General features: G+C 73.8%; 12 protein-coding genes. 1 reads left to right on the forward strand and 11 read right to left on the reverse strand.

Going from position 1 to position 11,495, the window contains the following annotated elements; genetic code table 11:
- Window positions 1-61: 61 nt before the first annotated feature.
- The 11 genes from PS271_RS13105 to PS271_RS13155 all read right to left on the reverse strand — a co-directional run bounded on the left by PS271_RS13105 (window position 62) and on the right by PS271_RS13155 (window position 10,475).
- On the reverse strand, window positions 62-880 hold the full coding sequence (locus PS271_RS13105) for an alpha/beta hydrolase (protein WP_398382080.1): 819 nt from the start codon (window positions 878-880) through the stop codon (window positions 62-64).
- On the reverse strand, window positions 877-2,139 hold the full coding sequence (kynU, locus tag PS271_RS13110; RefSeq protein WP_398382081.1) for a kynureninase: 1,263 nt from the start codon (window positions 2,137-2,139) through the stop codon (window positions 877-879). Before kynU ends, PS271_RS13105 begins: the two co-directional genes overlap by 4 nt.
- Window positions 2,132-2,983, reverse strand: a complete 852-nt coding sequence (locus PS271_RS13115; protein WP_398382082.1) for a tryptophan 2,3-dioxygenase family protein — start codon at window positions 2,981-2,983, stop codon at window positions 2,132-2,134. The genes kynU and PS271_RS13115 overlap by 8 nt, the downstream gene beginning before the upstream one ends.
- Window positions 2,984-3,158: 175 nt before the next feature.
- Window positions 3,159-3,572, reverse strand: a complete 414-nt coding sequence (locus tag PS271_RS13120; protein WP_120754667.1) for a DUF3151 domain-containing protein — start codon at window positions 3,570-3,572, stop codon at window positions 3,159-3,161.
- Between the two features lie 127 nt (window positions 3,573-3,699).
- Entirely contained in the window at window positions 3,700-5,283 is a 1,584-nt protein-coding gene (locus PS271_RS13125) for a DHA2 family efflux MFS transporter permease subunit (protein ID WP_398382083.1), read from the reverse strand.
- A gap of 98 nt (window positions 5,284-5,381) precedes the next feature.
- Window positions 5,382-6,404 (reverse strand): class II fructose-bisphosphate aldolase, encoded by a 1,023-nt coding sequence (gene fbaA / locus PS271_RS13130; RefSeq protein WP_235481154.1) that lies wholly within the window; start codon window positions 6,402-6,404, stop codon window positions 5,382-5,384.
- Window positions 6,405-6,614: 210 nt separating this feature from the next.
- The gene (pyrE, locus tag PS271_RS13135; protein WP_398382084.1) at window positions 6,615-7,157 is read right to left on the reverse strand and encodes an orotate phosphoribosyltransferase; all 543 of its coding nucleotides are present in this window, start codon (window positions 7,155-7,157) and stop codon (window positions 6,615-6,617) included.
- Between the two features lie 79 nt (window positions 7,158-7,236).
- Window positions 7,237-8,016: an aldose epimerase family protein gene (locus PS271_RS13140; RefSeq protein WP_398386831.1), complete on the reverse strand. Its 780-nt coding sequence runs from the start codon at window positions 8,014-8,016 to the stop codon at window positions 7,237-7,239.
- A gap of 120 nt (window positions 8,017-8,136) precedes the next feature.
- Window positions 8,137-8,937 (reverse strand): SRPBCC domain-containing protein, encoded by an 801-nt coding sequence (locus PS271_RS13145; protein ID WP_398382085.1) that lies wholly within the window; start codon window positions 8,935-8,937, stop codon window positions 8,137-8,139.
- A 157-nt stretch (window positions 8,938-9,094) separates the two neighbouring features.
- Complete coding sequence (locus tag PS271_RS13150) at window positions 9,095-9,745, reverse strand: NAD(P)-dependent oxidoreductase (protein ID WP_398382086.1); 651 nt, start codon at window positions 9,743-9,745, stop codon at window positions 9,095-9,097.
- Window positions 9,746-9,806: 61 nt separating this feature from the next.
- Window positions 9,807-10,475: a DsbA family protein gene (locus tag PS271_RS13155; RefSeq protein WP_398382087.1), complete on the reverse strand. Its 669-nt coding sequence runs from the start codon at window positions 10,473-10,475 to the stop codon at window positions 9,807-9,809.
- Window positions 10,476-10,570: 95 nt separating this feature from the next.
- On the opposite strand from PS271_RS13155, the gene PS271_RS13160 reads away from it, so the two are divergent.
- Window positions 10,571-11,488: a helix-turn-helix domain-containing protein gene (locus PS271_RS13160; RefSeq protein ID WP_398382088.1), complete on the forward strand. Its 918-nt coding sequence runs from the start codon at window positions 10,571-10,573 to the stop codon at window positions 11,486-11,488.
- Window positions 11,489-11,495: the final 7 nt, after the last annotated feature.

An 11,495-nucleotide genomic window follows, 5' to 3' on the forward strand; every position in this document is an offset into this window, starting at 1 on the left:
AACCGTAGGCAAACCGATGTCGTAGGGCGTCCCCATGAATGGGGATCTCCGGGGGTCCTCCTTAAGACGGACGGGCACCCTCCCGGAAGGGGGAGAACAGTGTGGTCAGCAGGGCTCCGTAGGCCGCCGTGCCCGGCGTGACCGCGGCGTAGTGGCCGGTGCCCGGGAGGGCGTGCAGGGTGACGTCCGCACCCGCCGCCGTGGCGGACGTCACGTAGGAGCGGGAGAGCTCCAGCGGCACGTCCGGGTCGTCGGTTCCGTGCAGGACGGTGACGGGGACGCGGGCCGGCGGGCGCAGGACCGGGTCGGCGTCCGCGGGCCGCTCGCCGCCCAGGAACTCCTCCACCGCTCCGCCGCTCAGCCCCAGCGCCCGCGCCCGGGCGAGGTCGGCGACCGGGGCGATGGCGACGACGGCTGTGACAGCGTCCGCGGCCGGGGCGTCGCTCGCCGCGCACAGGGCGAGGTGGCCGCCGGCGGAGTGGCCCACCAGGACGTGCCTTTGCTGCTGGCCTTGCCGGTCTTGCGGGTCCGGTCGGTCGTGCCGGCCTGGTCGGTCCGGTCGGCTGCGGAGCGCCGCGGCGCGGACGACGTCCTCGTACGTCTGCGGCCAGCCTCCGCCGCCGCCCGGCCCGACGCGGCGGTACTCCGCCAGGGCCACCTCCACGCCTTGCGCGGCCAGGGCCGCCGCGAGGGGCGCGAGGTGGCGGCGGTCGTACGCCTCGCGCCAGAACCCGCCGTGCAGCAGGGTCACGCGGACGCCGGCCGCGGGCCCGGCCGGCAGGTGGAGGTCGACGACCTGGCTGGGGTGCGGGCCGTAGGGCACGGTCGCGTCGGGCGGCACGTAGGGCAGGCGGAACAGGGCGTCCTCTTCGGCCGTCACCGCCGGGCCTCCGCCACGGCCTCGCCGAGCACGCGCGCGGCCCGTTCCGCATCCGCGAAGCGCGTGTAGAGCGGCGTGAAACCGAACCGGAGGAGGTCCGGGCGCCGGAAGTCGCCGACGACACCACGGCGGACGAGCTCCGCCATGACCTCGCCCGCTCCGGGCCCGTACCGCAGCGACACCTGGCTGCCCCGCTCGCCGTGCGCCCGCGGCGTCACGGACTCGACGCCGCCCTGGGGGACATACGCCTCGACGCAGCGCAGGAAGAAGTCCGTGAGGGCGAGGCTCTTGGCGCGGACGGCCGCGAGGTCCACGCCGTCCCAGACGTCGAGCGCGGCGTCGAGGGCGAGGAGGGAGAGGATCTCCGGGGTGCCGACGCGGCCGCGGACGGCGCCGCCGGCGGGCGCGTAGGCGGGGTCCATGGCGAAGGGGTCGGCGTGGGAGTTCCAGCCGGGGAGCGGTGAGTCGAACCGGTCCTGGAGGGCGCGGCGCACGTAGAGGAATGCGGGCGCGCCGGGGCCGCCGTTCAGGTACTTGTACGTGCAGCCGACCGCGAAGTCCGCGCCGTCGGCGTCGAGACGGACGGGCAGGGCGCCGGCGCTGTGGCACAGGTCCCACACGGTGCGCGCGCCGGCGGCGCGGAGGGCGGCCGTGGTGCCGGGCAGGTCGTGGAGGCGGCCTGTGCGGTAGTCGACGTGGTTGACGAGGGCGACGGCCGTGCGGGGACCGGCTTCGCGGGCCATGTCCGCGGCGTCGACGGCGCGGATCCGGCAGCCGGTCATGCGGGCGGCGGAGCGGGCGATGTAGCCGTCGGTGGGGAAGGTGGCGGCGTCCACGAGCACTTCGTCCCGCAGGGGGGCCTCCCCCTCCCCTCCCCCCTCCCCCGCCCCCCGTGTCATGCGAATCGCCGCGACCACGGCTTTGAAGACGTTGACGCTCGTGGAGTCACCCGCGACGACCTGGCCCGGAGCTGCCCCGATCAGGCCGCCGATACGGTCGCCGACCCGCTCCGGGGCCGTCCACCAGCCGGATTCCTCCCAGGAGCGGATGCGCAGCCGCCCCCACTCGCGCCCGACCACATCCGCGAGGCGGGCGGCGACGCCGCGCGGCAGGGCCCCGAGGGAGTTCCCGTCGAGGTAGACGACTCCGTCGTCCAGGTCGAACTCGGCGCGCTTGACGGCCAGTCCGTCGGCGGCGTCGAGAGCGGCGGCTTCCTCGGAGACAGCGGCGGTCTCCCTCGCGGCCGGCGTCTCAGACACGGCTGCGCGCCGTCCACAGCTCGGGGAACACGTTCTTCGTCGCCCGCTTCTCCAGCCAGGCCACACCCGGCGAGCCGCCCGTGCCCACCTTCGCGCCCATGGCCCGGCGCGTGGCCACCAAGTGGTCGTTGCGCCAGCGCCAGACGAGCTCCGCGACCTCCGTCAGCGCCTCCCCCAGCCGGCACTCCTCACTGCCCTGGTCCCCGGCGTATATCCGCTCCCAGACCGCCTCGACCGCCGGGTCGGCCGCATACCGCTCGGAGACGTCACGGCCGAGGACAGCCCCGGGTATCTCATGGCCGCGGCGCGCGAGATGGCGCAGCACCTCGTCGTACAGGCTGGGTGCGTACAGCGCCTTCTCCAGCTCGGCGTGGATCTGCGGCGCGCCCTGGTGCGGCACCAGCATGGCCGCGGACTTGTCGCCGAGGAGGAACTCCAGCCGCCGGTGCATCGCCGACTGGAAGCCGGACGCGTCTCCCAAGGCGGAGCGGAAGGCGTTGAACTGCGCCGGGGTGAGGTGCGCCAGCGGCTCCCAGCTGGCGTTGAGGGACTGCAACTCATACGTGGAGCGCTTCAGGGCGGCCATCGCCACCGGCAGGTCGTCCTCGCGCAGGGCGCGCGCGGCGGTCTCCCATTCGTGCACGATGACTCTGAACCAGAGCTCCATCACCTGCGTGGTGACGAGGAAGGCCATCTCGCCGGGATCCTCGGAGAGCGGCTCCTGAAGGCTGCTGAGCTCGGACGCCCGCACATAGTCCTCGTACGGGGTGGTGCCGGTGAAGTGAAGGTTGGCTGCGGTGTCCTGCGGGTCGGAAGAAGTGCCCTGTGGGTTGGAAGAAGTCACGTCGTCTCCCCTGCCGTTGCTCCCGGGTTCGCCGGGCCACTGACGCGATCATGCGGGCGGGGAGCCGGTCACGGCAAGGGCTGTGGATAACCCTGCGGACAGCCGGAACGGACAACCGGAACAGACAGCCGGAACGCCCCGCACGAGGCAGGGCGTTCCGGCCGTGCGTCACAGGTCAGCCCAGGGTGTTGGCCGCCGTGGGCGAGCTGTCGCGCAGGAAGGTGGAGCAGCGCTCGTACTCCTCCTGCTCGCCGATAGCCTGCGCGGCGCGCGCGAGGGCGTGCAGGGCGCGCAGGAAGCCGCGGTTCGGCTCGTGCTCGAAGGGCACGGGGCCGTGGCCCTTCCAGCCGCTGCGGCGCAGCGCGTCGAGGCCGCGGTGGTAGCCGGTGCGGGCGTAGGCGTAGGACTCGACGACCCGGCCGCCCTCGAACGCCTCGTCGGCGAGCTGGGCCCAGGCCAGCGACGACGCGGGGTACTTCGCGGCGACCTCGGAGGGGGCCGCTCCGGAGGCGAGCAGCTCGCGCGGCTCCGGGTCGTCGGGCAGGTGGGTCGGGGGCGGTCCCCCGAGCAGGTTCTCGTGAATGGACATGAGCTCCAGTTTGCCCTGTCGCCCCGCTGCCTGGGCAGGTGCCGGAGCCGGCCATCGCCGATTGCGGTCGGCGCGCCGGGCCGCGTACGGGCGCCGCCCCCCGTACGGCCGCGCCGCGTACGGGCGCTCAGGCGTCGCCCGGGTCCAGCGGCGGGGACGCCGCCCCGCAGTGGTACGTGGTCTCCGGGTGGCTGGGTTCCTCGCCCGTGGGCTTGCGGGTGCGCAGGCACGCCGCCCCGACCGTGAACCAGGCCAGGGCCGAGCCCAGCACCAGGGAGCCCGCGCACCAGTACATCGCGCTGCGGAAGGCGCGCGTGAACACCGCGGGCTCGCGGTAGGCGTCCGGGCCCATGCCGACCAGCAGCGGCAGTGCGGCCACGGCGACCAGGCCGGCGGCGCGGGCGGCCGCGTTGTTGATGCCGCTGGCCAGGCCGGCGCGGGCGACGTCCACGGAGGCGAGGACGGTCGCGGTGAGCGGGGCGACGAGGGCCGTCATGCCCAGGCCCAGGACCACGAGCGCGGGCAGCACGTCCGCCCAGTACGAGGCGCCGCGGCCGACGCGGGCCATCAGCAGCATGCCCGCGGCGCACAGCAGCGGCCCGATCGTGAGGGGCAGGCGCGGGCCGATGCGCTGGGCGATCTCCCCGGAGCGGGCCGACAGCAGCAGCATCAGGATCGTCGTGGGCAGCAGGGCCGTGCCGGCTTCGAGCGCCGACCAGCCCAGCACGACCTGCAATTGCAGCACCGACAGGAAGAAGAAGCCACTGAAGGCCGCGTAGACGCACACCGTCACCGCGTTGATCGAGGAGAACAGGCGGTTGGAGAAGATGTGCAGCGGCAGCATGGGGTCGCGTCTGCGGGCCTCCACCCGGCAGAAGGCGACGCCCAGCAGGACGCCCGCGACGGCGGGGCCGATCACCCACGGCGAGGCGCCCTTGTCGGGGGCGGCGATCAGCGCGTACGTCACGGCGCCCAGGGCGAGCGCGCCCAGGGCCGCGCCGAGGGCGTCGAAGCGCCCGCCCGCGCCGGGGTCGCGCGTCTCCGGCACGTACTTCAGGGCCACCGGGACGCACACCGCCGCCAGCGGCAGGTTGATCAGGAACACCCAGCGCCAGCCGGGGCCGTCCACCAGCCAGCCGCCCACGAACGGGCCGACCGCCGTGGCCACCCCGCCCAGGCCGGACCAGGCCCCGACCGCGGCCGCCCGGTCCTGCTCGCGGAAGACGGCCTGGATGAGGGCGAGCGAGCCGGGCGTGAGCAGGGCCCCGCCGATGCCCTGGAGGGCCCGCGCGCCCACGAGCACCCCGGCGCTGGGGGCGATCCCGCACAGCAGCGAGGCGAGCGCGAACCACACCACGCCGATCACGAAGATCCGCCGCCGCCCGTAGCGGTCGCCGAGCGCGCCGCCCAGCAGGATCAGGCCCGCGAGGGTGAGCATGTACGCGTTGACGGTCCACTGGAGGACCGGAAGGTCGGCGTCGAGGTCCCGGCCGATGTGCGGCAGGGCGACGTTGACGACGGTGCTGTCGAGCATCGCCATGCCCGAGCCCAGCACGGCGGTCAGCAGCACCGCCCGCCCCGTGGCGGTGCCCATGCGCACCGCGGGCCCGCCGACGGGCGCCTGCTGCCCCGCCGCCGCGGCCCGCGCCGGCGGGGGCGGCTCGGAGCCGGGCCCGGGCCCGGGCGCGGGTTCCGGTGCGGAGTCGCTCATGGCGCGATCATCCCCCGGACGGGCGCGCGCGGCCATACGAAAGGGGCCCGGTGCCGCTCGCGCGCGACACCGGGCCCCTTCCTCAGCCGTAGAGCCGTTTACTTCAGCTTCGTGCCCGTGGCGCGCAGGTCCGCGCACGCCTTGGTGACGCGCGCGGCCATGCTCGCCTCGGCCAGCTTGCCCCAGGTGCGCGGGTCGTAGGTCTTCTTGTCGCCGACCTCGCCGTCGACCTTCAGGACGCCGTCGTAGTTGCTGAACATGTGGGCCGCCACCGGACGGGTGAAGGCGTACTGGGTGTCGGTGTCGAGGTTCATCTTCACGACGCCGTTCTCCAGCGCGGTGCGGATCTCCTCCTCCGTGGAGCCGGAGCCGCCGTGGAAGACGAAGTCGAACGGGTCGGCCTTGCCGTGCTTGGCGGCGATGCCGTCCTGGAGGTCGCGCAGGAGCTCCGGGCGCAGCACGACGTTGCCCGGCTTGTAGACGCCGTGGACGTTGCCGAAGGAGGCGGCCAGCAGGTAGCGGCCCTTCTCGCCCAGGCCCAGGGCCTCGGCGGTGCGCTCCACGTCCGCGACGGTGGTGTAGAGGTCGTCGTTGATCTCGTGGGAGACGCCGTCCTCCTCGCCGCCGGTCGGGGTGATCTCGACCTCAAGGATGATCTTCGCCTTCACGGCCTCGGCGAGGAGCTCCTTCGCGATGGCGAGGTTCTCGTCGAGCTTCTCGGCGGAGCCGTCCCACATGTGGGACTGGAAGAGGGGGTTGCGGCCGGCGGCGACGCGCTCCTGGGAGATCGCGAGCAGCGGGCGGACGTAGCCGTCCAGCTTGTCCTTGGGGCAGTGGTCGGTGTGCAGCGCGATGTTCACCGGGTACTTCTCGGCGACGACGTGCGCGAACTCGGCGAGCGCGACCGCACCCGAGACCATGTCCTTGCTGTACTGACCGCCCAGGAACTCCGCACCGCCGGTGGAGATCTGGATGATGCCGTCGCTCTCCGCCTCGGCGAAGCCGCGCAGCGCGGCGTGGAGGGTCTGCGTCGAGGTGACGTTGATGGCCGGGTAGGCGAACTTGCCTGCCTTCGCCCGGTCGAGCATCTCGTTGTAGACCTCGGGGGTTGCGATGGGCATCTGTCCGCTCCTTGTGATGTGCGGGTACGGGCGTAGTGGTACGGGGCCCTGACCTAGGGGGCGACGGTCATCGTCGCCCCCATCTTCCCAGACTCCCCTGATTACTCCACATGAGGCTCACTACGCTCATATGAGCCGAGGTGCGCGCAGGGGGCGTGGTTTCACGTGAAACCACGCCCCCTGCGGCGACGCACTCATGGAAAGGGCAGGTCAGGACAGGCCCAGGTCTCCCAGGGAGTAGCCCGTCACATAGCGCAGGCCCGCGCCCTCGATCGCGGAGGCGGCGCCGCGGTCGACGATCGTCGCCACCGCGACGACCTCTGCACCGGCCTCGCGCGCCGCCTCGACCGCGGTCAGCGGGGAGCCGCCGGTGGTCGAGGTGTCCTCGACCACCAGGACGCGGCGGCCCTTGATGTCCGGGCCCTCGATACGGCGCTGCATGCCGTGGGTCTTCTGCGCCTTGCGGACGACGAACGCGTCCAGCGTGCGGCCGCGCGCGGCGGCGGCGTGCAGCATCGACGTGGCGACGGGGTCGGCACCGAGGGTCAGGCCGCCCACGGCGTCGAAGTCCAGGTCCGCGGTGGCGTCCAGCATCACCTGGCCGACCAGCGGCGCGGCCTCGGCATCCAGGGTGATCCGGCGCAGGTCGATGTAGTAGTCGGCCTCCTTGCCGGAGGAGAGGGTCACCTTGCCGTGGACCACGGCCTTGTCCTTGATCTGCTGTAGCAGGGCGTCACGCGTGCTCATGCCCATGAGCTTAGGCCAGCGACCGCCGGGCGTCCGCCCGTCAGCCCGGCTTCCGCCGACCCGGCGTCCGTCAGCCCGGCGTCCGTCAGCCCAGCGTCCGCCACGTCCACGTCGTGGAGATCTCCAGCGGGTCGATCGGCGTGACGAGGCGGGGCAGGGTGTTCAGGCCGTTGGGCGGGCCGGACTGCGGCTCGACGCAGACGGCCGCCTCCTGCTCGTCGTAGACCACGACCCATTCGGCGCGGCTGGCCACCTTCAGCTCCAGGGCGCCGGGCCAGGTCAGGGTCACGTCGACGCCGTCGGGCATGCCGAAGCAGTCGTCCCAGGGACCGGGGAGGGGGTCGATGCGGCGGCCGGTGGGGATGTGGTCGGCGCCGCGCTCCTCCTGCCAGCCGGGGGTGAAGTCGAGCCGTACGTCCTCGCCGGTGCCGAGGTTCCGCAGGAACCAGGGGTGCCAGCCGGCCTGCGCCGGGAAGGAGTCGCTCGCCGCCTCCACGCCCATGGTGAGGGTGAGGGCGTCCGGGGCCAGTTCGACCAGCTGGGTGACGCGGCCGGGGTACGGCCACGGGTCGGCGAGGTCATAGGTGAACGCGGCGGAGGAGCCGTCCACCCGGGCCGTGCGCCACGCCGCGTCCCGGCCGGTGCCGTGAATGGCGTGCGGCGGGTGGTTGACGGGCATCTGGTGCCGCTCGCCGCCGTTGCGGAACTGCCCGAGCTCGATGCGGCCGCACCAGGGCACCATGGGGAAGCAGCCGTACTTGTCGCCCTGGCGCAGGAGTTCGGTCCCGCCGATGCGGAAGCCGGTCAGCCGGCAGCCGTGCCCGGGGTCCACGGTGAGCTCGGCGTCCCCGGCCTTGAGGTGCACGAGCCGGCCCGGCCGTGCGGGCTGCCCGGGGTCAACGGGCCCGCCGCTTGCGTCATCTGTGCGTACGTCATTCGTCACGGTTACGACCCTATGGGCATCCGGCCGCCGCCGCGGGCATCCTCAGCGGCGGCGGCGCAGCACGCGTCCCACGACGACCGCCGAGGCGATCGCGACGGCCGCGGCGGGTGCCGCCCAGCGCAGGGCGGTCGCCGTCGCCGAGGCGGCCTCGGGGGCCGGGACGGGGGCGTAGCGGCCGCGGGGCGGGGCGTGGTCGACCTCCTCCGCGCTGCGGCCGATCATCGTGCGGCGGGCGTGCGCGGCCTCGGCCGGCGGCTCGTCGTCCACGTCGTCCTCGTCGAGGTCGTCGTCGGCCAGGTCGTCCGCGAGGTCGTCGTCGGCCGACGGGTCGAGGGAGGGGGGCGGGACGGCCGTGTCGAAGACGCTGCCGCCCTCCAGGCGGGGACCGTCCCCGGCCTCCTCCTCGGCGTCCTCGTGCAGCTCCTCCACCAGCGCGGCGGCGAAACGGTCCAGCAGGCGGCGGGCGGTGGCCTCCGTGGTCTTCTCGTCGAACTCCGCCAGCCGGCCGCCGGTGGCCACCGTCCCGGCGCAGGTCAGCCGCGCGCCGCCGGGCGCCTCGGTCAGCAGCCCGCGCAGCGACAGCGTCACCGTGCCGGTGCCCCGCACCTCGGTGCCCTCGCCGGAGAGCTCGTACGCGCCCTCCCGCTCGGTCAGGCGCAGCTCGCCGCGGTAGGTGATGGTCGAGCCGCCTATGCGCAGCCGCAGCCGCCCGGCGACGGTCTCTCCCGAGGCGTCGGCGCTGTCCTGTTGCAGGCCGGGGACGCACCGGGCCACCCGCGCCGGGTCGGCCAGGACCCGGCGCACGGCCTCGACGGGAAACGGGACGAACACCTCATGCTCCATAGTCAGCGAGCCTACCCACCGGGCCCCTCACCAGGGCCTCTCCGGACGGATTTTCGTCGCTCCCGGCCCCGTACGCGGGGCCGGGAGGGTGTCGGCCGGGCCGCGGTCGGACTTCGGCCGCGCGCCGGCCGGGTGTCAGCCGGGTGTCAGCCGGGTGTCAGTAGCCGACCGTGAAGCGCTCGCCGATGTGGTTGGCCTCCTCGATCTCGTCGACGAGGGCCACCGCGTAGTCCTCGGCGGAGATCCGCGACGCGCCGTTGCCGTCCACGACGAGGTCCTCCAGGGCCGTGCGGTACGTGCCCGTGCGCTCGCCCGGCTCGATGAGGGCGGCGGGGCTCAGGTTGGTCCAGCGCACGTCGGTGACCGTGCGGTAGTAGTCGAGGGCGTCGCCGTGCGCGTGCATGATCTGGAGCAGGAACTCGGGGAGCCCCTCCGCGTCCCAGACCTGCTTGCCGTCCGGCGTGCGCAGCGAGCCCGCGCCACCGACCGTGATCAGCCGCGGCGCCTTCTCGCCGAGCGCCCGCACCCCGGCCACCAGCGACTCCGCCGCGGGCTTGATGGTCGCGATGTGCCCGGGGCCGTCGCCGCCGCCGACCGCGCTGACCACGACGTCCTGGCCCTCGGCCACGGCCTCGACGGACTTCGGGTCGAGGACGTCGCCGGTGACGACCGTCAGGTTCTCGTGCTGCTCGGTGAGCTTCTTGGGGTCGCGGACGACGGCCGTGACCTGGTGGCCGCGGTCCAGGGCCTCGCGCAGGACGCGGCTGCCGATGGTGCCGTTGGCGCCGAAGAGGGCGATCTTCGCCATGGGGTTCTTCTCCTCAGAAGTAGCAGTGCGGGGGTGAGTGCTGAAGTACTGAAGCGGGTGATCAGTGCTGGTCAAGAGCGCGGGTGAGCCCGCGGGCGCTGGTCGTCGGACCGCCGAGCCGCCGCAGCCCGCCGGGCGTGTGCAGCAGCAGGGTCGGGAAGGCGTCGACGCCCAGCCGCCGGACCTCCCGGAACTCCGCCTCCGCCGCGCGCCGCGTGGCCGGGTCGGCGAAGGCGGCGACGGCCGCGCCGGCGTCCACACCGCCGAGCCCGGACGCGACCGTCCGCACCGTCTCCGGGTCGGACAGGCTCCGCCCGTCCACGTACCAGGCGCGTTGCAGTGCACCCGCGAACTCCAGTGTCCGCTCGGGTGCCTGTGCCCGCAGCGCGGCGAGGGCCGTCGCGGCGGCGGCCGAGTCCAGGACGGTGGTGCCGTCGGCGAACGCCCTGGCGTAGCCCGGCCCGAAGACCGCGCCGGTCAGCTCGCCGATCCGGGCGTCCGACCGGGGGATGTAGGGATAGGCGGACACGGGCTGGGCCCGCGGGCCGGTGAACAGTCCGCCGCTGAGCACCGTGAGTTCGATGCGGTCCGCATTCGCCTCCGCGAATTCCCGGATGGTGGGGCCGAAGCCGTAGCACCAGCCGCAGTAGGCGTCGAAGGCGTACGTGAGTTTGTGCCGTGCGGTGTCTGCGGAGCCTGCGGTGCCTGCGGTGTCTTTCTGCCGTGCCATATCCGTCCCTGCATTTCCTTGCCCGCACTGTCTTGTGCGTTACGACCACGCTAAAGGCGTTTTTCGCCCATAAACAGGTAAGCTCGCGTCTCACCATGGTGAAAAAGCGACACGGCGCGGGCGGCCCCGGCGGCATCATCGATCTCGCCTACCGGGCCCCGGCCGGCACACCCGCCGGGGTCGAGGTGATGCCGGTGGCCGAGCTGCGCGCCCGCGCCCCCGAGGGCCTGCTGGTCAGCCCGCAGCGGCTGGACTTCCACCAGATCGTCGCCGTCCGCTCCGGCTCCTCCGCCCACACCGTCGACTTCACCGGCCACTGGCTGGAGGAGGGCTCGGTGCTGTGGGTGCGTCCGGGACAGGTGCAGCAGTTCGGCGATCCGGAGGCCATCGAGGGCACGGTCGTCCTCGTCCAACCGGGTTTCCTGCCGTCCGGCAGCCCCGTCGCCGCCGTGGCGGACGACCCGTTCCGGCCGGTGGTGTGGCAGCCGGTCGGCCAGGACCGGGAGGCCGTGTTCTGCGCGGTGGGCCACCTGGAGGCGGACTTCCGTACGGGCGCGGGCCTGCCGGCCGACGTGCACGCCGACGTCCTGCGCCACCTGCTGTCGGTCCTGGTGCTGCGGCTCGCGCACCTCACCGCCCCCGTCGGCAGCAGGGTGCCCGCGCCGGGCGACGCCTTCCTGCGCTTCCGGGCCGCGGTCGAGCGGGAGTTCGCCACGAGCCACCGGGTCGCCGACTACGCCCGTACGCTCGGCTACTCCTCGCGGACGCTGTCGCGCGCGACCACCGCCGCGGCCGGGGTGGGCGCCAAGGAGTTCATCGACCGGCGGGTGATGCTGGAGGCCAAGCGGCTGCTCGCGCACAGCGGGCTGTCCGCGGCCCGGATCGCGGGCCGGGTCGGCTTCGACGACGCGGCGAACTTCTCCAAGTTCTTCCAGCACCGGGAGGGTTGCTCACCGGGCGCCTTTCGCGCGCGCATGCGCCAAGGGCGCCGAAGCACCACGGACACACCGTGAAGAGAAA

The sequence above is a fragment of the Streptomyces sp. SCA2-17 genome, assembly GCF_044336695.1.

Coding starts and splice junctions, on each gene's coding strand:
- pyrE (WP_398382084.1), bottom strand. CDS start 7,157: ATGGGCATGAGCACGCGTGACGCCCTGCTACAGCAGATCAAGGACAAG.
- PS271_RS13150 (WP_398382086.1), bottom strand. CDS start 9,745: ATGGCGAAGATCGCCCTCTTCGGCGCCAACGGCACCATCGGCAGCCGC.
- PS271_RS13155 (WP_398382087.1), bottom strand. CDS start 10,475: ATGGCACGGCAGAAAGACACCGCAGGCACCGCAGGCTCCGCAGACACC.
- fbaA (WP_235481154.1), bottom strand. CDS start 6,404: ATGCCCATCGCAACCCCCGAGGTCTACAACGAGATGCTCGACCGGGCG.
- PS271_RS13120 (WP_120754667.1), bottom strand. CDS start 3,572: ATGTCCATTCACGAGAACCTGCTCGGGGGACCGCCCCCGACCCACCTG.
- PS271_RS13125 (WP_398382083.1), bottom strand. CDS start 5,283: ATGAGCGACTCCGCACCGGAACCCGCGCCCGGGCCCGGGCCCGGCTCC.
- PS271_RS13160 (WP_398382088.1), top strand. CDS start 10,571: ATGGTGAAAAAGCGACACGGCGCGGGCGGCCCCGGCGGCATCATCGAT.
- PS271_RS13145 (WP_398382085.1), bottom strand. CDS start 8,937: ATGGAGCATGAGGTGTTCGTCCCGTTTCCCGTCGAGGCCGTGCGCCGG.